This window comes from Klebsiella pasteurii (assembly GCF_018139045.1).
In the GTDB taxonomy this organism is placed as follows: Bacteria; Pseudomonadota; Gammaproteobacteria; order Enterobacterales; family Enterobacteriaceae; genus Klebsiella; species Klebsiella grimontii.
Genome location: NZ_CP073236.1, coordinates 5219043 through 5238069 on the forward strand (window position 1 = coordinate 5219043; position 19027 = coordinate 5238069).

The following is a 19027-nucleotide window of genomic DNA, read 5'->3' on the forward strand; positions in this document are numbered from 1 at the left end:
ATAAGTCGTTTGTCGTAGAGAACCTGATGAAAAACAACCGGATGACATTGCAGGATATCGCTAATCTGGCGGGGTTGAATAAAATGACGGTCAGCCGTTATTTACGCGACCCCGGCCAGGTTTCTGAGCGCAGCCGCGAGCTGATTTCAAAGGTTATGGAAGAAAACAACTATATCCCTAACCGGGCACCGGAAATCCTGCTTAACGCCCGCAGCAAAACGATTGGCGTGCTTATTCCTTCCTTTCGCAACCAGATTTTTGCCGATGTGCTGGCCGGCATTGAGTCGGTGACTTCCGCGCATCAGTACCAGACCCTGATTGCCAACTATGAATATGACCCGCAGCGCGAAGAGCGCGAGGTGCTCAACCTGCTCTCTTATAACATCGACGGGCTGATTTTGACCGGCAAGCAGCACAGCGATCGCATGGTGCAGTACGTGCGCGCCAGCGGTATTCCCGTCGCTGAACTGATGGACTTTGGCGGTCAGCAACTGGATATCCAGGTGGGCTTCGATAACGAAAAGGCGGCGTGGGACATGACCCACGCTTTTCTTGAGAGCGGAAAACGGGCGATCGCCTTTTTTGGCTCCATGGACGATCCCCGCGATTTAAGCCGTTTTCACGGCACTGAACTGGCGCTGGCGGAGCACGGTCTGAAGGCGTATCACATGGCGCCGAAGACGATCTCCTCGGTTGCGCTTGGTCGGCAGATGTTTCTGCAGATGCAGCAGTCGCGCCCGGATATCGACGCCATTTTTTGTACCAACGACGACCTGGCGGTGGGCGTACTGCTCGAGTGCCAGGCGCAGGGGAAAGCCGTCCCGCAGGAGATTGCCATTGCCGGTTTTCACGGCCTCGAAATTGGCCGGGCGCGGTTACAAAAAATAGCCAGCGTCATTACCCCACGTTATGACATCGGTAAAACCTCGAGCGAAATACTTATTGCGCGCCTGGCCGGTAAAGACGCACCGGACAGCGTTAATCTGGCCTACCAGATATATTATGGCGATACGTTATAGTTATCGATAGAATAGCGATATTCCATTTTATTCTTATTTGTTAATTTTGGTTATGACGCTTATTAATCCCTCGTGAGTAAATTCCTGGGGGATTGGCAATGAGCAAAACGTTTCGCTTGTTATTCATTGACGTGTCGATCCTTTTTAAAAAATAATGGTGGAAACCGACGGCTAATCTATGACATAAATAGCAGACTACGGACCTCGCATAAGGATAAAGCGCTGTGAAGAATCTCATTGCTGAGCTGCTGGTTAAACTCGCCCAAAAGGAAGAAGAATCGAAGGAACTGACGGCACAGGTGGAGGCCCTGGAAGTGGTGGTGACCGCTCTGCTACGCCATATGGAGCAGGGTGCCCAGCAGGCGCTAATCAGCGATATTGAGCAGGCCATCGACGAGGCCAGCCCCGGCCCGCTGGTCGACGACCGCGATACCCAGCTATTGCAGCAATATATAAAGAAGCTGTTACGGCATCCTCGTAGTTAGTTTTGTGACAAGGTATGGATGCTGTCATTTTACTGTCACATCGCTTTTATACAGTCTCCCTCGTTTTGTTTTTTAAAGTATTTTTTACATGGAGACGATAAAAGTGAAATTAAGCGCCTTGTTTATTGCCCTGATACCTCTGCTGGGCTCCCCGATTATTCACGCGGAAACAACAACCGCACCGGTTCTGGAAAATCGTGCCGCGCAGGGCGATATCACCACGCCGGGCGGCGCGCGTCGTTTAACCGGCGACCAGACCGAGGCGCTGCGCGCTTCGTTAATCAATAAACCGGCTAAAAATATTATTTTGCTGATTGGCGATGGAATGGGCGATTCAGAAATTACCGCTGCGCGAAATTATGCAGAAGGGGCTGGCGGTTTCTTTAAAGGCATTGACGCGCTGCCGCTGACCGGCCAGTACACCCACTATTCACTGGATAAGAAAACCGGCAAGCCGGATTATGTCACCGACTCCGCCGCTTCCGCTACGGCCTGGACTACCGGCGTGAAAAGCTACAACGGCGCGCTAGGTGTGGATATCCATGAAAAAGATCATCAGACCATCCTTGAACTGGCGAAAGCGGCCGGTTTAGCTACCGGTAACGTCTCGACGGCGGAACTGCAGGACGCCACGCCGGCTGCGCTGGTAGCGCACGTCACTTCGCGTAAATGCTACGGTCCGAGCGTAACCAGTGAAAAATGCGCCAGCAACGCGCTGGAAAAAGGCGGTAAGGGTTCCATTACCGAGCAGTTGCTGAACGCCCGTCCGGACGTGACGCTGGGCGGCGGAGCGAAAACCTTCGCTGAAACCGCGACGGCCGGCGAATGGCAGGGCAAAACGCTGCGCGATCAAGCGGTAGCCCGCGGCTACCAGATCGTCACCGACACCAGCTCGCTGGCCGCCATTAGCCAGGCCAATCAGGACAAACCGCTGCTCGGTCTCTTCGCTGAAGGGAATATGCCGGTGCGTTGGGAAGGCCCAAAGGCGTCTTATCACGGCAATATCGATAAGCCGGCAGTGACCTGTACGCCGAACCCGAAACGTGACGCTTCGGTGCCGACGCTGGCGCAGATGACCGAGAAAGCCATCGATCTGCTGAGCAGCAGCGAGAAGGGCTTCTTCCTGCAGGTGGAAGGTGCTTCTATCGATAAACAGGATCACGCGGCGAATCCGTGCGGTCAGATTGGCGAAACCGTCGATCTGGATGAAGCGGTACAGAAGGCGCTGGAGTTTGCCAAAAAAGAGGGCAATACCCTGGTTATCGTCACCGCCGACCACGCTCACGCCAGCCAGATTATCCCGGCAGACACCAAAGCCCCAGGCCTGACGCAGGCGCTGAATACCAAAGACGGCGCGGTGATGGTCATGAGCTACGGCAACTCTGAAGAAACGTCGATGGAGCATACCGGCACCCAGCTGCGTATTGCCGCCTACGGCCCGCACGCGGCCAACGTGGTGGGGCTAACCGATCAGACCGACCTGTTCTATACCATGAAGGCCGCACTTAATCTGAAATAACCTGAAGCCGGTGACGAATTTTCGTTACCGGCTGGTTTTTTCTCCATCAGCGACCAGACTTACAGAGATCCACTCATAGAGGATGGTGCGATGAAAATAACATTACTTGTGACCCTACTTTTTGGCCTGGTATTTATGACAGCGGTGAGTGCCGCGGAAAAAGAGTTAACCCCCCAGCAGCAAAAGATGAGCGTGTGTAATAAAGAAGCGTCGTCGAAGTCGCTGAAAGGGGATGAGCGTAAAACGTTTATGAGTAGCTGCCTGAAGAAAGATGGCGCCACGCAGGACGGTAAGGGGCTAACGCCTCAGCAGCAGAAAATGCGCGAGTGTAACGCTCAGGCGACCCAGCAGTCTCTGAAAGGAGACGATCGCAGCAAATTTATGAGCGCCTGCCTGAAAAAACAGGTGTAAAAAATAAGCGGGTGAGGGAAACCTCACCCGCTATGCGTTATTCGCTATTCCAATCAGGAACGGCTGAGCTTCTCTGATTTCTCCATGCATTTCACCATCGCTTCGATGACGGACGAGCGGAAGCCTTTCTCTTCCAGCACGCGCACGGCTTCGATCGTGGTGCCGCCCGGCGAGCACACCATATCCTTCAGCGCGCCCGGATGCTCTCCGCTCTCGAGCACCATTTTAGCGGAACCCATCACCGCCTGGGCCGCGAATTTATAAGCCTGAGCGCGCGGCATTCCGCCAAGCACGGCGGCATCCGCCATGGCTTCGATAAACATAAAAACGTAGGCCGGCGCGGAGCCGCTGACGCCAACCACAGGGTGAATCATGGGCTCCGCAATGATTTCCGCCTGGCCAAAGCAGCGGAAGATGGTCAGGATTTCTGCGGTTTCTTCGGCGCTCACCAGCGCGTTCGGCGTGACCGACGTCATCCCCGCGTTGACCAGCGAAGGCGTGTTGGGCATCGCGCGGACTATTTTGCGATCGTGGCCCAGGGCGCGCGCCAGCTGATCGAGCGTCACGCCCGCGGCGATAGAGACCACCAGAGAGTCTTTATTCAGGCTGGAGGCGATGTCGCTGAGGACTTTAACCATCACGCCCGGCTTCACGGCGCCAAAAACGATATCCGCCACCTGGGCCACTTCCTGCGCGCTTTGCGCCGCATTAATGCCGTACTGGTCGTGCAGGGCCGCCACTTTGTCCGGCGACGGGGTGTAGACCCAGATTTGACCCGGCTGAACCTGTCCGCTGGCGATTAGGCCGCCCAGAATGGCCTTGCCCATATTGCCGCAGCCGATAAAGCCGATTTTCTTCTCCATCACCAATCCCCTTTGCTTGTTTTATCGTTAGCTACATAGCTTATCATCTTGTTGCTTTCGCGGAAGGCAAAAGCAGGTGACAATACGGTATCTCTTTTTGGTCGACAGGAGCCGCAATGGCTATTTGGGTTGATGCGGACGCGTGTCCGAACGTCATTAAAGATATTTTGTTCCGCGCCGCAGAGCGCACGCAAATCTCGCTGACGCTGGTCGCTAACCAGCCGCTGCGCGTCCCACCGTCGCGCTTTATCCGCACGCTGCGCGTGGCGCAGGGATTTGACGTGGCGGATAACGAAATCGTTCGTTTATGCGAGCCAGGAGATCTGGTGATTACCGCCGATATTCCGCTGGCGGCGGAAGTGCTGGAGAAAGGCGGCGCGGCGCTGAATCCGCGCGGAGAACGCTACAGCGAGGCGACTATTCGCGAGCGCCTGACGATGCGCGATTTTATGGAAACGATGCGGGCCAGCGGTGTGCAGACCGGCGGCCCGGATAGCTTATCCCAGCGCGATCGTCAGCAGTTTGCCGCCGCGCTGGAGAAATGGCTGCTAGAGGTCAAACGCCCGCAGGGTTAAACCCAGCTGTCGTCGTCGCTGCCAAAATCATCGTTGCCAAAACCGGCGTCAAAGTCGGAGTCATAGTCGTTGTTGTCGGCAAGGAACTGCCCGTCATCCTGGCGGAAGGTATCGTCAGCGACGCTGCTGTCCTGCGCCTGGCTGAGATCCGGCTGCGGTTTATCTTCGATAATATTGACGATCTCCTGCGGATGCGAGCCGCTAAACATATTGGTCAACATATTGCCCAACACTACGCCGCCCGCGACGCCTGCCGCCGTTTGCAGCGCGCCGGCCATAAAGCCGCTGCCGCTGCGCGAGGCCTGAGGCGCGTAGTTCTGCTGTTGCGCCTGTGGGGCGTACTGAGGCTGGGCGCCGGCCTGCTGTCGGCCATACTGCTCTGCGCCAGGAATCGGATCGGAGCCGCGAGACTGCCCGCCGCCAAACAGGCCGGAGAGAAACCCGCCGCTGCTTGGCTTCGCAGCCTGAAGCTGGGTGACCTGGCTTTCCAGCGCCTGAATACGGTCGTTAAGCTGTTTGATAGCCGCTTCCTGAATTAAAATTGTCTGCGCCATATAGTAAGGGGCGAACGGCTGCTCTTTGATGTGCCCGGCAATCCGCTCCTCAGCGCTGGCATCGCGCGATGCGCTGCGGCTCTCGGCCTCTTTTAACCGGGAAAACAGTCCATCAATAAGGCGTTGCTCTTCAGATTGCATACTACATACCTCTGTCATACTGATTGATTAGCTTCAGATTCGCTCCGAAGGACTCGTCTTGTAAATATGCGGCAGCGTAAAGCTGTGCAGAAATGTGTTACTGTTTACGCCAGACTGCGAACAAAAAATAACTTCTGTACAAAAGTAAAGCTGGCATAACACTAGATGCAATGATAAGTTTACATTTAAAGTCCTTTCTAATACTAAGGTGAAAGGGTTTGTAGATGGTGTGTAACGTTTATTTTACGGTTGGCGTCAGGTAAGTTTGCGGTACCATTGTTTTTCTTTTCGCTTTCATTTATCCGCAGTACGCGGAACCAAGGGGTCTTCGGTAATGACACAGCTAATATTTCTTGTCGGGCCTCGCGGCTGCGGTAAAACGACCGTCGGTCATGCGCTGGCGAAAGTTCGCAACTTTAAGTTCGCCGACACGGACCATGAGCTGCAGGAGCATGAGCAGCGCACGGTAGCGGCGATCGTCCAGCAGGAAGGCTGGGAACGCTTTCGTGCTCTGGAAACGCAGGCGTTAGAAAGAGTCGCGCAACCCGCAACCATCATCGCCACCGGCGGTGGCATTATACTCAGCGAATATAACCGTCAGTTTATGCGGGAGAATGGCGTAGTGATCTATCTTGAGGCTTCGGTTTCCGCGCTGATAGACCGTCTTGAAGCCTATCCGAAGGCTGAACAGCGCCCGACGCTGACCGGAAAGCCCATCCGCGAAGAAGTGGGTGAAGTGCTGGCGCAGAGAGAAGCGCTATATCGCGCGGCCGCGCATCATATTATTAACGCCACCGCGTCGCCGGATGAGGTCGTGGAACAGATTATGACGACCGTATGCGGTGCGAGCTATACCAGTTAAGACTTTACCTGGGGAAAACGGATCGGCAGCGCCTATACTTTAAAGCTCTTAAGGTAAAAAAGGAAACGCTATGCCGACCAGACCTCCATATCCAAGGGAAGCGCGTGTTGTCGCCGTTGAAAAAGGCCCGCAGGGCCAAACGGTCACCTGGTATGAACTGCGCGCTGACCATCCGACGCCAAACTCCCTCATCAGTGAACACCCTACTGAACAGGAAGCGCTGGACGCCAAACGGCGCTACGAAGATCCTGACAAATCTTAATTTCCCATTCATGTCCGGGATTGGCTCTGAAAAGGTCGCTACCGGACATGCATCACATTTTTAATTTATTAACCGTACTAATGATTACCTAAGTCACTGATTTTCTGGTGTGTTTTGACGCTTTTGGAATCTTTACATTCCAAAATAGCCGTAATCTGCTACGCTTCTCGACGGTTGCTTTGGTCACCAGGGGGCAGAAGTCGTCAAGAGAAGCCTGTTTTGAAACAGCGGTTGTGAAAAGGTACATGATATGAGTAGTGCATCGATGGCAATTTTGACCATTGGGGTAGTACCGGTGGCGGAGATGTTGCCGCTTTTAACTGAACATATCAGGGAAGAACAGATCGACCACGTTAGCCTGTTAGGCAAAATGGCGCGCGAAGAGGTAATGCGGGACTATGGCATTGAGCCCGGCGATGAGATGCTATTGACCTTGCTTAACGACAATGAAATCGCCCAGGTCTCGCGGCAGAAGGTTGAACGTGATTTACGTAGCGTCATTGCGGTGCTCGATAAACAAGATTACGACCTGATATTACTCATGAGTACCCATCCCTTTCGCGGATTTACGGCGAATAATGCGATCCTGCTTGAGCCGCAAAGAATTATCCCGCCGCTGGTTGCCTCGATTGTTGACGGTCATCAGGTAGGGGTCATTGTTCCGGTCGAAGAGATTTTGCCGCTGCAGCGGGATAAATGGCAGGTGTTAGAAAACACCCCGCTGTATGCCATCTCCAACCCGGTCAGCGGTAGTAAAGATAATTTACTGGCCGCCGGCAGGGAGCTGATTGAGCAAGGCGCAGACGTACTGATGCTGGATTGTCTTTGCTACCACCAGCAGCATCGAGACATATTACAAAAGGCGCTGGATATCCCGGTTCTGTTGTCAAATGTGCTGGTTTCGCGACTGGCGGCAGAACTATTAGTTTAACCTGATATATCGCGTTAATTTTACGTGACAGGTGCAAGGAGCGCCCCCTATATTGTGCCTTCAACACAAGATCATAAGGGCGAGTTTATGCTTCAAAGCAATGAATACTTTGACGGAAAAGTAAAATCTATCGGCTTCACCAGCAGCAGCACCGGCCGTGCGAGCGTGGGCGTGATGGCGGAAGGGGAATATACCTTTGGCACCGCGCAGCCAGAAGAGATGAGCGTAGTCAGCGGCGCGCTGAACGTACTTCTGCCGGGGGAAACCGAGTGGAAAGTCTACGCCGCCGGGGAAGTATTCAACGTTCCGGGGAATAGCGAGTTTCATTTGCAGGTGGCTGAGCCGACGTCTTATCTTTGCCGCTACCTGTAAAGTCAGCTTCCTTCCTGCGCTGGCAGGAAGGAATTCACCGCCAGATTAGCGCTGCGCTTCGCCGCCTAACCCTTCCACCAGATTCTGTATCAGCGCGGCCAGTTCGCCGCTCATCAGAATAAAGTCCGCATCAAAACGCTGAGCGAAATCTTCCCGATCGATATCTTCATTCTGGTCCCGCAGTTCGTCGCAGAACTTCAGGCGTTTAATCGAACCATCATCGCACATTAAGAACTGAATGCGCTGCTGCCAGTCGAGCGCCAGCTTGGTCACGACCTTACCGGCTTCAATGTGCACGGCGATCTCGTCGCTGACCAGATCCTGTTTTTTCGCGCGGATCACGCCGCCGTCTTCCAGCATCGCTTTTAGCTCGGCTTCGTCCAGTAGCTGGAAGCCCTGGGCAACGGTACCGGAGCGCACCCACTCGGTTAGCGTCAGTTCGATCGGGGTTTCCAGCGCCAGCGGGACCACAGGCAGCGAGCCGAGGGTTTTACGCAGTAGCGCCAGGGTATCTTCCGCTTTTTTGGCGCTCGCGCAGTCCACCATGATCAGTCCGTTGACGGTATCGATCCACATCATAGTCTGGCTGAAGCGGCTGAAGGCGCGCGGCAGCAGAGAGTGCAGAACCTCATCTTTCAGCGAATCTTTTTCGGTCTTTTTCAGCTTGCGGCCCTGCTCGGCTTCCAGCTTGAAAATCTTTGCTTCCAGCGCCTGTTTGATCACCGGAGACGGCAGGATCTTCTCTTCTTTACGCGCGCAGATAACGATCTGGCCGTTTGACGTATGCGTCAACGCGTCGCTGTGCGATCCCATCGGCGGTACCCAACCGGTTTTGGCCATATCCTGGCTGCCGCAAGGGGTAAAGGTCAGCTCGGCCAGCTGTTTTTCCATCTCCTCGGCGCGCAGGGAAATGTCGCGGCTGAGACGATAAACCATTAAATTTTTGAACCACAGCATGATAATTTCCACGGCTTAGTCGTTAAATCCAGCGGGCATGATAGCGAATTGTCGCTATGCTTGCATTGTTAATCGGGGGAGGAATTCACGGTGCGCATTGGCATTGATTTAGGCGGGACCAAAACGGAAGTCATCGCGCTGAGCGACCAGGGAGAGCAGCTATTTCGTCATCGCCTGCCTACGCCAGGGGGCGATTATTGCCAGACGATAGAGACAATTGCCTCGCTGGTCGAGATGGCCGAGCAGGCCACCGGGCAGAGCGGCACGGTTGGCATCGGCATCCCCGGGTCGATTTCGCCCTATACCGGCGTGGTCAAAAACGCTAATTCAACCTGGCTCAACGGTCAGCCGTTTGATAAAGACCTGAGCCAGCGTCTACAACGGGAAGTGCGTCTGGCCAACGATGCCAACTGCCTCGCGGTGTCGGAAGCGGTAGACGGCGCGGCGGCCGGGGCGCAAACGGTGTTTGCGGTGATTATTGGCACCGGCTGCGGTTCTGGGGTGGCGCTTAACGGACGCGCCCACATAGGCGGCAACGGTACGGCGGGCGAGTGGGGGCATAATCCGCTGCCGTGGATGGATGAAGACGAACTGCGCTATCGCGCTGAAGTGCCGTGCTACTGCGGCAAGCAGGGCTGCATTGAAACCTTTATCTCCGGCACCGGCTTTGCTACCGATTACCGTCGGTTGAGCGGGCATCCGCTGAAAGGCAGCGAGATTATGCAGCGCGTCGGCGAACGGGATCCGCTGGCGGAACTGGCGCTGAGCCGCTATGAGACGCGGCTGGCGAAGTCGTTGGCGCACGTGATCAACATCCTCGACCCGGACGTTATTGTGCTTGGCGGCGGAATGAGCAACGTTGACCGGCTGTATCAGACGGTGCCGAATCTGCTAAAACCGTGGGTCTTTGGCGGCGAATGCGAGACGCCGATTCGCAAAGCGGCCCACGGCGATTCCAGCGGCGTACGCGGCGCCGCCTGGCTGTGGCCGCTGTAATCATCAACCCGCTGCGCGGCCTGAACGGCGCAGCGGGTAGCGGTTGATTACCGCTCCGGGATCTCCTCCAGGCCGTAGTAAATCGACAATCCCCTTTTTTTACCCTCCTCAATATCCAGGTCCGCTCCCCGGGATTCGCCCGGTATGCGCAAAATTGCATCGCAGCGGCTAATTAAACGGTGAGCGACGGGGTAGAGATACTCTTCGCTAATCGCATCGCCAATTTCTTTGGAGCCCGCCGCTTTAGCAACGGGTAACGCCAGCCATTCGCCGACCACGGGAATATGCCCTTTCTGGTAAACGCGTAGCGCAACCTGGGCCATATTGTGCAGATTAGCCTCGATAAGTTCCGCGCGATTGTCGGTGCCGCTGCGTACCGGGCCGGCGATCAAAATAAGTAAACTTTGCATATTTAAGACCTTCTTGATGCGTGAATGGGAATGCTATTGAAGGCTTCCTTCCCGTTGTACGTTCCGTCATAGACAATTTTCGATGCATGAGTTTGCACGAAAATAAATGAAAATGGCCGTTTATAGGTTAACAGATAAACTATCATGCACTTTCGTGCATAATCAAGATTATTCGTGAATTGTTTGGCAATGATTACTGCGCCGGGCAGCTGGAAGCACGTCATTTCTCAGGAGGCGGCGATCTCTCCCGGCGGGGAGAGATCTTCAGGTAAGGAGCGGAGGGAGGGAATTACTCAACGGCGAAAGCTTTATCGAGGCGGCTATAGCCCAGCCCGTTGATTTTTTTAACTTTAATTTGCACAGGAATGCGCTCTTTCATCGCCTCAACGTGGCTGATGACGCCGATAATCTTGCCGCTGGCGTTAAGCGCGTCCAGCGCATCCAGCGCGGTATCCAGGGTTTCGCTGTCCAGCGTGCCGAAACCCTCATCGAGGAATAGCGAGTCTATCCGCGTCTTATGGCTCACCAGATCGGAGAGCGCCAGCGCCAGCGCGAGGCTCACGAGGAAGCTCTCGCCGCCGGAAAGCGTCCGGGTATCGCGCACCGCGTCTGCTTGCCAGGTATCGACCACCTCCAGCTCCAGCGCGTCGCTGGCTTTGCGTTGCAGCAGATAGCGGCCGTGCAGGCGGTTAAGCTGATGGTTGGCCAGCCATACCAGGTTATCCAGCGTCAGCCCTTGCGCAAACTTACGGAATTTGTCGCCCTCTCTGGAGCCGATAAGCGAGTTCAGCCACCCCCAGTCTTCCACTTCCCGGGCCGCGTGTTCCATCTGCTGGCGTAACGACTGCTGACGCTGCTGGTTTTCGGCATTCTGCTTCAGCTGCTGGCGAATCTCTCCCTGGCGGGCGCTGTTTTCCCGCAGCAGCGCGGTCAGTTGCTGAAGCTTTTCTTGTAGCTGTTCAGGCGGCTGGTCGATGTCCATGTCCGTCGGCGGCTGCTGGCTGTGGTTCACCAGCGCCTCGCGGGCTCGCAGCGCCAGCGCCTGATTCTGCTGGAGCGCGCTTTCCAACGTCTGCTTCAGGCGTTCAAGGCCCTGGTGCGTATCTTCATCGAGCAGGGCGGCGAGAAACGCCTGCCGATCGGCGAACGGGCTGGCGGCCAGCGCTGCGCTGAACTGCGCTTCGCTCTCTTTCAGCTGTGCCTGCTGCTGGCTTTCCTGCTGCCCCAGGGTTTGCCACTGGCTCTGGAGTGCGAGGCAGTCGTCATGTACCTGACGCCAGCCGTCCAGCGGCGCGGGTTCCGCCGCTAATTCCGTTTCCGGCAAAGCCTCCAGTAGCGGAGCCAGCTGTTGGATCTGTTCCTGAAGGGCGAGCAGTTCATTCTGTTTGGCCTGCCAGCCGCGGGTCTCTTCTTCCCGCTGCGCCAGCCAGCCAGCGGCCTGCCCGACAGCCGGTAAGTCCAGCGCAAATGCGCTCAGCTCCGTCGCCAGCGCGGCGCTGCGCTGCGCTTGTTCCCGCTGTAGCTGCTGGAGCTGCTGCTGGCACTCCTGCTGCTGAGCCTGCCAGGCCAGACGCTGCTGATGCTGATACAGCCGCTGTTCATGCTCCTGTTGCGCGTTTAGCCAGCCCGGAATGTCATCCTTTGGCGTCAGGTCGATATTTAATCCGGTGATGGTCTCATGCCAGCGTGATGTAAGCGCTTGCTCCTGCTGCAGAAGCGATGCTTTCTCAGCGACCTCTTTTTGCTGCTGCTTGATCAGAGCGTCAAGCTCGCCGCGCGCCTGCGCTCCGGCCTCCGCCAGCTGCTTAACTTCGCGCTCCAGCGCATCGCGCCGCGCCTGGTTTACGCCGGGAACCAGCGCCTGATATTCGGCGACGGCCGGATGCTGCGCGGAACCGCAGAGCGGGCAGGGTGAGCCAGGCTGCAGGCGGGCTCGCTCCGCCTCAAGCCCGGCAATGCGGGCTTCCATTTCGCAAAGGGCTTTCACATCGCTGAACTGCTGATTCTTTTCTTTATAGGCCTGACGGCGCTGAGCCAGGGTGGCTTCCAGCCGTTCCTGCTCCTGCTTACTGGCCTGCCCGGCGGCATCAAGCTGCGATAACCGTTGGGCCAGCGGCTGCAGCTGACCATGCAGCGCAGCGAGCTGCTGACGCAGAGCGCGGGCCGCAGCGTGCTGCGCGAGTCCGGCGCTAACCTGTTCGGCATCCAGCGTCAGCCCGGCGGCCGGCAGTTCGCCCAGCCTGCGGTGGGTTTCCGCCAGGCGCTGTTGGACCACGGATTGCTGCTGCGTATCGCGAGCCTGCTGCTGGAAAGCGGCCCGCCAGCCCGCCAGCGCGTTGCCCCAGAGCTGAAAGCGGTCATGCTCTTTAAGCCATGCGGACAACGCTTGTTGACGGCTGTGAAGTTGCTCAGACTGCTGCCGGGCGGCGAGGCGAATACCCGCCCGCAGCCGCAATCGTTCATGTAAGCGAGTATTTACTTCCTCTCTCTGGCTGCGGGTTTGCGCCAGCGCGGCGGTTTGCTCCTGCTGACGCGTCCACTGCGGGCGCAAACGCTCCGCCGGCTGGGAATTTAACAGCGCGCTAAGCTGCGGCTGGACCTGCTCCAGCGCAGATTGCGCTTCGCGTAGCGCGGTTTGAGCCTGCAGATCTTCTGCCGTCAGTTCTTCACGGCGTATTTGCCACTGACGGGCATTTTGCAACCGGGTTTGTTCGCTAACCTGCTGTTTTTCTTCAGCAGTAAGCGCTTGCAAACTTTGCTGAAGCGCCTGCTGTTGCTCCTCGCTCAGCAGCAGGACGCCGGAGGCCTGCGCCTGGATTTTTTCCAGATCGACGCGGGCCTGCTTATGTTTTTCAAAGACCTGGGCGGAAATCTGTCCGTAAATTTCGGTCCCGGTGAGCTCTTCCAGCAGCTCGGCGCGCTCCTTCGGTTTGGCGTTGAGGAAGGCGGCGAACTGCCCCTGCGACAGTAGCATTGAGCGGGTGAAGCGGCCATAGTCCAGACCGGTGAGCGAGGCGGTCAGTTCCAGCTTATCTTTGACCTTATCGGCGAGGATTTTACCGTCCTCGCAGCGCGCCAGCTCGACGCGCGGAACCTGTAAATTGCCGTCCGGCTGGTTTCGCGCCCGGTTCTGACTCCAGAAGGCGCGGTAGGCGATGCCTTTGACCTCGAACTCCACTTCCGCCAGACATTCGGCGGTGTCGCGGGTCATCAGATCGTTTTGCGATTGCGACACGCTGCTCAGGCGCGGCGTTTCGTGATAAAGCGCGAGGCAGATAGCGTCCAGCAGGGTGGTCTTGCCGGCGCCGGTTGGCCCGGTAATCGCGAACAATCCGTTGCTGGCAAATGGCTCAGCGGAGAAATCAATTTTCCATTCGCCTTTGAGTGAGTTGAGGTTTTTCAGGCGTAAGCTGAGAATTTTCACAGGCGATCCTCACCGTTGAGACTATGCAGCGTTTCATTAAAGAGCTGTTCCAGGCGCTGCTGCTGCGCCTCTTCCAGCGTTTCCAGCGCCAGACGGCGGGCGAAGACCTCCTCGACCTGCAGCTCGCTGAGGGTGACCCGCTGAACGCCCGCCAGAATGCGATCGCGCTGGCTGCGGCTGCGGCGCACCAGCAACACTTCTACCGGCAGTGTTTCGGTCTGGGCCTGGATTTTCCTTTGTATATCATGCATATATTCATCGCTGGTGATTTCGATATCCAGCCATACGGCGGGCCGCTGGCCGTTATTCTGCCATTGGTTCAGCTGAGCGCTAACGCTGGCGAAATCGCCCTTTAAGACCGCCAGAGGCTGGGTGATGGGCACGATCAGCGGCGTGACGTCCGCCAGGCGGCCAGCGCTAAAGGTCACCAGATTGACGCTTTTGCTTTTCCCGGTCTCGTCAAAGCTCAGCGCAATTGGGGAGCCACTGTAGCGAATATGCTCGCAGCCGCCGACCACCTGCGCCCGGTGAATATGGCCGAGCGCGATATAGTCGGCAGGCGGAAAGCGGTTCGCCGGGAAGGCGTCGAGGGTACCGATATAAATTTCGCGGACCGCGTCGCTTTTGCTGGCGCCGACGGTGGTTAAATGGCCGCTGGCGATAATCGGCAGCGCCTGGTTGCCGCGCAGTTCGCAGGCCTGCTGGTATTGCTGTTGGTAGTAGTCGCTGATGGCATTGAGTAACTGCTGTTGCTTCTCGCCGCTGGAGTGCCCGGCCTGGCTGGTCACCAGCTCACGAGGACGCAGGAACGGTACCGGGCAAAAAACCGCCCCCGGGGTACCGTCGCGTAACGGCAGAATAAAGGGCGCGTGGCCGGCATTGGCCACCACCGTGGTTTTAAGGAACGCAAGAATGTCGCGCGACTCGTTGAGGGTAGCGACCGAGTCGTGGTTTCCCGCCAGCACCACCAGCCGACAGCCGGTCTGCTGCAGCTGAACGACAAAGCGGTTATACAGCTCGCGCGCGTAGCTCGGCGGCGAGCCGGTATCAAAAATATCGCCCGCGACAATAATGGCGTCAACATCATGCTCCTGCGCGCTGGCCAGCAGCCAGTCGAGAAACGCCTGATGTTCGGCGGCGCGACTTTTGCTGTAAAAATTTTGCCCGAGATGCCAGTCAGAGGTGTGAAGGATGCGCATAGTTGTTCCATAGCGAAAAAGCGTAAGCGGCATTATATACCCGTCATACGTCAAGTTGCTTATGTGTTGGCTACGTGCGCTCACCCCAGCCACCTGGTTACCAGGGGTTGTGGGGACTGACGCCCTTGCCGCCATTAAGCCACGTGAATTATTGAGGGGATAATGCTGTTCTTCGGTGAGTTAAGTCCGTGTCACAATTCGAAATCCGCGTTCATCTGGCGGTCATTTTTTTCATAAATCTGTCATAAATCTGACGCATAATGGCCGCGCACTTCTATACTGATGGCTAAAAAATACAGGGTAAATAATGGCGAGAAGAATTCTGGTCGTTGAAGATGAAGCTCCAATCCGCGAAATGGTTTGCTTTGTTCTGGAGCAAAACGGCTTTCAGCCCGTCGAGGCGGAAGATTTTGACAGCGCGGTCAATCAGCTCAATGAACCCTGGCCTGATTTAATCCTCCTTGACTGGATGCTGCCGGGTGGGTCGGGTCTGCAGTTTATTAAACAGCTCAAGCGTGAAGCGATGACCCGTGATATTCCGGTGGTGATGCTGACCGCCCGCGGCGAAGAAGAAGATCGCGTCCGCGGCCTGGAAACCGGTGCGGATGATTACATTACCAAGCCATTTTCCCCGAAAGAGCTGGTGGCGCGCATTAAAGCCGTGATGCGGCGAATCTCGCCGATGGCGGTGGAAGAGGTGATTGAAATGCAGGGCCTGAGCCTCGACCCTTCTTCACATCGCGTGATGACCGGCGAAAATCCGCTGGATATGGGGCCGACGGAATTTAAATTATTACACTTCTTCATGACGCATCCGGAGCGGGTCTATAGCCGCGAACAGCTGCTGAATCATGTCTGGGGCACCAACGTTTATGTAGAAGACAGAACGGTAGACGTGCATATACGCCGTCTGCGCAAAGCGCTGGAACATAGCGGCCATGACCGGATGGTACAAACGGTTCGCGGTACGGGATATCGTTTCTCCGCCCGTTTCTGAATGCTGACAGGAGTGTGAACCGTGCTGGAACGGCTGTCATGGAAAAGGCTGGCGCTTGAGCTTTTCTTATGTTGTATCCCGGCCCTGATCCTCGGGGCGTTTGTAGGTCATCTGCCGTGGTTTTTATTGGCGGCAGTGACCGGCCTTCTTATCTGGCATTTCTGGAATCTGATGCGCCTGTCGTGGTGGCTGTGGGTCGACCGCAGCATGACGCCGCCGCCGGGTAGCGGCAGTTGGGAACCCCTGCTGTACGGTCTGCACCAGATGCAAATGCGTAATAAAAAGCGCCGCCGTGAGCTGGGAAGCCTGATTAAACGCTTTCGCAGCGGGGCGGAGTCTCTGCCGGACGCGGTGGTGCTGACCACCGAAGAAGGCGCGATGTTCTGGTGTAACGGCCTGGCCCAGCAGATCCTTAATCTGCGCTGGCCCGACGATAACGGGCAGAATATCCTCAACCTTCTGCGCTATCCTGAATTTGCTAATTACATGAAATACCGCGACTTCTCCAGGCCGCTCAATCTGGTGCTGAATAATGGCCGCCATCTGGAAATTCGTATGATGCCCTATAGCGACAAACAGCTGCTGATGGTGGCGCGCGATGTCACGCAGATGCACCAGCTGGAAGGGGCGCGGCGTAACTTTTTCGCCAACGTTAGCCATGAACTGCGCACGCCGCTGACGGTGTTGCAGGGGTATCTGGAGATGATGCAGGAGCAGGTGCTGGAAGGTGGAACGCGCGAAAAAGCGTTACACACCATGCGCGAACAAACCCAGCGTATGGAAGGCCTGGTGAAGCAGTTGCTGACGCTGTCGCGCATTGAAGCCGCGCCAGTACTGGCGATGAACGATAAAATCGACGTGCCGATGATGCTGCGGGTCGTCGAGCGCGAGGCGCAAACGCTAAGCCAGCAGAAGCATGAGCTGCATTTTTCGGTCGATGACTCGCTTAAAGTGCTGGGCAATGAAGAACAGCTGCGCAGCGCGATTTCCAACCTGGTGTATAACGCGGTCAACCATACGCCAGCGGGAACGGTGATTACCGTAACCTGGCAGCGGGCGCCGCACGGCGCGTTGTTTAGCGTCGAGGATAACGGGCCGGGGATCGCGCCGGAGCATATTCCGCGGCTGACCGAACGTTTCTACCGGGTGGATAAAGCGCGCTCGCGGCAAACTGGCGGCAGCGGTCTCGGACTGGCGATTGTTAAACATGCCGTCAGCCATCACGATAGCCGCCTTGAGATCGAGAGCGCGGTCGGCAAAGGCACCCGCTTTAGCTTCTTATTACCGGAACGTTTAATTGCCAAAAATTAAACCCGGACGGGTGAGTGTCAGCATTCCTTGCCAATGACCAGCTTCGGCTGGTCATTTTCGTTTGCAGCGCCATCACAGCTGCATAATTAACGAGCGTTAGCTGCTTTTTTGTTCGCATGATAAGCCAGATGTTTTCTATCATTCTGGCTAATGATGCTATTCATTAAAATAGAGTTAGCATAATCATCTGCTTTTGCGATCCCTCCTTGCTTTAAAACGTTATAAGCGTTTAAATTGCCCCCCTACGGTCGCAGACAGACTGTTTTTGCGTGGTAATACAAAAAACAATTCTTTTCCACGCCGCTTTGGGAGCATATCCCGCTAAGTTTACTGACAATGGCCGCTGTATCATCCCCAGGGGAAAGGCGCGGTATCAATCCGTTTTTACAACACCACATCCACAGGCTGTAATGAATTTATGACCCATCAGTTAAAATCTCGCGACATCATTGCGTTGGGCTTTATGACCTTCGCGCTGTTCGTCGGCGCAGGCAATATTATCTTTCCTCCGATGGTTGGCTTACAGGCCGGCGAGCACGTCTGGACCGCGGCTATTGGCTTTCTGATTACCGCCGTGGGTCTGCCGGTGCTAACGGTCGTGGCGTTGGCTAAGGTCGGCGGCGGCGTAGAGAGCCTGAGCACGCCGATTGGTAAAGTCGCCGGTATTCTGCTGGCGGTGGTCTGCTATCTTGCCGTTGGGCCGCTGTTCGCGACTCCGCGCACCGCCACCGTCTCTTTTGAAGTGGGGATTGCGCCGCTGACCGGCGACGGTCCGCTGCCGCTGCTGATTTATAGCGTTATCTATTTTGCGCTGGTGATCCTCGTTTCGCTCTATCCGGGCAAGCTGCTGGACACCGTGGGGAATTTCCTCGCGCCGCTGAAAATTATCGCCCTGATTATTCTCGCCGTTGCGGCGATCGTCTGGCCTGCCGGTCCGCTGAGCCACGCGATGGAAGCCTACCGCACCGCGCCGTTCTCTAACGGTTTCGTCAACGGCTATCTGACTATGGATACCCTGGGCGCGATGGTCTTTGGCATCGTGATTGTCAACGCCGCGCGTTCCCGCGGCGTGACCGAAGCCCGCCTGCTGACCCGCTACACCGTGTGGGCTGGCCTGATGGCCGGCGTGGGCTTGACGCTGCTGTACCTGGCGCTGTTCCGTTTAGGTTCAGATAGCGGCACGCTGGTTGAGCAATCCGCTAACGGCGCGGCGATTCTCCATGCTTACGTTCAGCATACTTTCGGCGGCGCGGGAAGCTTTATGCTGGCGGCGCTGATCTTTATCGCCTGTCTGGTGACGGCGGTGGGCCTGACCTGCGCCTGCGCGGAGTTCTTCGCCCAGTACCTGCCGTTCTCCTATCGTACGCTGGTCTTTATCCTCGGCCTGTTTTCGATGGCGGTCTCCAACCTCGGTCTGAGCCACCTGATTCAGATTTCGATTCCGGTGCTGACGGCTATCTATCCGCCGTGTATCGCACTGGTTGTATTAAGCTTTACCCGCGGTTGGTGGCATAATTCGTCCCGCGTTATCGCCCCGGCAATGTTTATCAGCCTGATGTTTGGTATCATTGACGGCATTAAAGCGTCGGCGTTTGCAGATATTATGCCGTCCTGGACCGCGCGTCTGCCGCTGGCGGAGCAGGGTCTGGCCTGGCTGATGCCAACCGCCGTGATGGTGATTCTGGCCGTTATCTGGGATCGCGCAGCAGGACGTCAGGTGACTTCCAGCGCGCACTAAC

Annotated in this window: 19 protein-coding genes; 13 read left to right on the forward strand and 6 right to left on the reverse strand. The window is 56.4% G+C overall.

The window, feature by feature from the left end; translation table 11 throughout:
* The first annotated feature begins 26 nt into the window (after nt 1-26).
* From idnR to psiF, 4 genes are all read left to right on the forward strand, one after another.
* Nucleotides 27-1019 carry a DNA-binding transcriptional regulator IdnR gene (idnR, locus tag KCG39_RS24420; RefSeq protein ID WP_142467929.1) on the forward strand — a complete coding sequence of 331 codons (993 nt, stop codon included), beginning with the start codon at nt 27-29 and terminating at the stop codon, nt 1017-1019.
* A gap of 224 nt (nt 1020-1243) precedes the next feature.
* The gene (iraP, locus tag KCG39_RS24425; RefSeq protein ID WP_004129608.1) at nt 1244-1504 is read left to right on the forward strand and encodes an anti-adapter protein IraP; all 261 of its coding nucleotides are present in this window, start codon (nt 1244-1246) and stop codon (nt 1502-1504) included.
* An 88-nt stretch (nt 1505-1592) separates the two neighbouring features.
* Nucleotides 1593-3023 (forward strand): alkaline phosphatase, encoded by a 1431-nt coding sequence (gene phoA / locus KCG39_RS24430; protein WP_032742056.1) that lies wholly within the window; start codon nt 1593-1595, stop codon nt 3021-3023.
* 90 nt (nt 3024-3113) lie between these two features.
* On the forward strand, nt 3114-3434 hold the full coding sequence (psiF, locus tag KCG39_RS24435; RefSeq protein WP_004129612.1) for a phosphate starvation-inducible protein PsiF: 321 nt from the start codon (nt 3114-3116) through the stop codon (nt 3432-3434).
* A 53-nt stretch (nt 3435-3487) separates the two neighbouring features.
* On the opposite strand, the gene proC is transcribed toward psiF, so the two are convergent.
* Nucleotides 3488-4297, reverse strand: a complete 810-nt coding sequence (proC, locus tag KCG39_RS24440; RefSeq protein WP_004129614.1) for a pyrroline-5-carboxylate reductase — start codon at nt 4295-4297, stop codon at nt 3488-3490.
* 116 nt (nt 4298-4413) lie between these two features.
* On the opposite strand from proC, the gene KCG39_RS24445 reads away from it, so the two are divergent.
* Entirely contained in the window at nt 4414-4872 is a 459-nt protein-coding gene (locus tag KCG39_RS24445) for a YaiI/YqxD family protein (protein WP_049113307.1), read from the forward strand.
* Here the strand turns inward: KCG39_RS24445 and KCG39_RS24450 are convergent.
* Nucleotides 4869-5567 (reverse strand): DUF2076 domain-containing protein, encoded by a 699-nt coding sequence (locus tag KCG39_RS24450; protein ID WP_049113305.1) that lies wholly within the window; start codon nt 5565-5567, stop codon nt 4869-4871. The genes KCG39_RS24445 and KCG39_RS24450 overlap by 4 nt on opposite strands.
* Before the next feature lie 334 nt (nt 5568-5901).
* Between KCG39_RS24450 and aroL the strand changes: the two genes are divergently transcribed.
* The 4 genes from aroL to ppnP all read left to right on the forward strand — a co-directional run bounded on the left by aroL (nt 5902) and on the right by ppnP (nt 7994).
* The gene (gene aroL / locus KCG39_RS24455) at nt 5902-6429 is read left to right on the forward strand and encodes a shikimate kinase AroL (protein ID WP_004129620.1); all 528 of its coding nucleotides are present in this window, start codon (nt 5902-5904) and stop codon (nt 6427-6429) included.
* Nucleotides 6430-6499: 70 nt separating this feature from the next.
* Nucleotides 6500-6691 (forward strand): YaiA family protein, encoded by a 192-nt coding sequence (locus KCG39_RS24460; protein WP_004129622.1) that lies wholly within the window; start codon nt 6500-6502, stop codon nt 6689-6691.
* Nucleotides 6692-6941: 250 nt separating this feature from the next.
* The gene (locus KCG39_RS24465; RefSeq protein ID WP_185910492.1) at nt 6942-7622 is read left to right on the forward strand and encodes an AroM family protein; all 681 of its coding nucleotides are present in this window, start codon (nt 6942-6944) and stop codon (nt 7620-7622) included.
* 87 nt (nt 7623-7709) lie between these two features.
* On the forward strand, nt 7710-7994 hold the full coding sequence (ppnP, locus tag KCG39_RS24470) for a pyrimidine/purine nucleoside phosphorylase (protein WP_004129626.1): 285 nt from the start codon (nt 7710-7712) through the stop codon (nt 7992-7994).
* Nucleotides 7995-8039: 45 nt separating this feature from the next.
* On the opposite strand, the gene rdgC is transcribed toward ppnP, so the two are convergent.
* Entirely contained in the window at nt 8040-8951 is a 912-nt protein-coding gene (gene rdgC / locus KCG39_RS24475) for a recombination-associated protein RdgC (protein ID WP_142467928.1), read from the reverse strand.
* A 90-nt stretch (nt 8952-9041) separates the two neighbouring features.
* On the opposite strand from rdgC, the gene mak reads away from it, so the two are divergent.
* Entirely contained in the window at nt 9042-9947 is a 906-nt protein-coding gene (gene mak, locus KCG39_RS24480; protein ID WP_049113301.1) for a fructokinase, read from the forward strand.
* A 47-nt stretch (nt 9948-9994) separates the two neighbouring features.
* On the opposite strand, the gene KCG39_RS24485 is transcribed toward mak, so the two are convergent.
* From KCG39_RS24485 to sbcD, 3 genes are all read right to left on the reverse strand, one after another.
* The gene (locus tag KCG39_RS24485; protein WP_004129631.1) at nt 9995-10357 is read right to left on the reverse strand and encodes a hypothetical protein; all 363 of its coding nucleotides are present in this window, start codon (nt 10355-10357) and stop codon (nt 9995-9997) included.
* Between the two features lie 289 nt (nt 10358-10646).
* On the reverse strand, nt 10647-13781 hold the full coding sequence (sbcC, locus tag KCG39_RS24490; RefSeq protein WP_112165854.1) for an exonuclease subunit SbcC: 3135 nt from the start codon (nt 13779-13781) through the stop codon (nt 10647-10649).
* Nucleotides 13778-14980 carry an exonuclease subunit SbcD gene (gene sbcD / locus KCG39_RS24495; RefSeq protein WP_049112671.1) on the reverse strand — a complete coding sequence of 401 codons (1203 nt, stop codon included), beginning with the start codon at nt 14978-14980 and terminating at the stop codon, nt 13778-13780. Before sbcD ends, sbcC begins: the two co-directional genes overlap by 4 nt.
* A gap of 307 nt (nt 14981-15287) precedes the next feature.
* On the opposite strand from sbcD, the gene phoB reads away from it, so the two are divergent.
* The 3 genes from phoB to brnQ all read left to right on the forward strand — a co-directional run bounded on the left by phoB (nt 15288) and on the right by brnQ (nt 19026).
* Nucleotides 15288-15977, forward strand: a complete 690-nt coding sequence (gene phoB / locus KCG39_RS24500) for a phosphate response regulator transcription factor PhoB (RefSeq protein WP_004099401.1) — start codon at nt 15288-15290, stop codon at nt 15975-15977.
* A 21-nt stretch (nt 15978-15998) separates the two neighbouring features.
* On the forward strand, nt 15999-17288 hold the full coding sequence (phoR, locus tag KCG39_RS24505) for a phosphate regulon sensor histidine kinase PhoR (RefSeq protein ID WP_004129636.1): 1290 nt from the start codon (nt 15999-16001) through the stop codon (nt 17286-17288).
* A 418-nt stretch (nt 17289-17706) separates the two neighbouring features.
* Entirely contained in the window at nt 17707-19026 is a 1320-nt protein-coding gene (gene brnQ, locus KCG39_RS24510) for a branched-chain amino acid transporter carrier protein BrnQ (RefSeq protein ID WP_004129638.1), read from the forward strand.
* The last annotated feature ends 1 nt before the right edge of the window (nt 19027 follow it).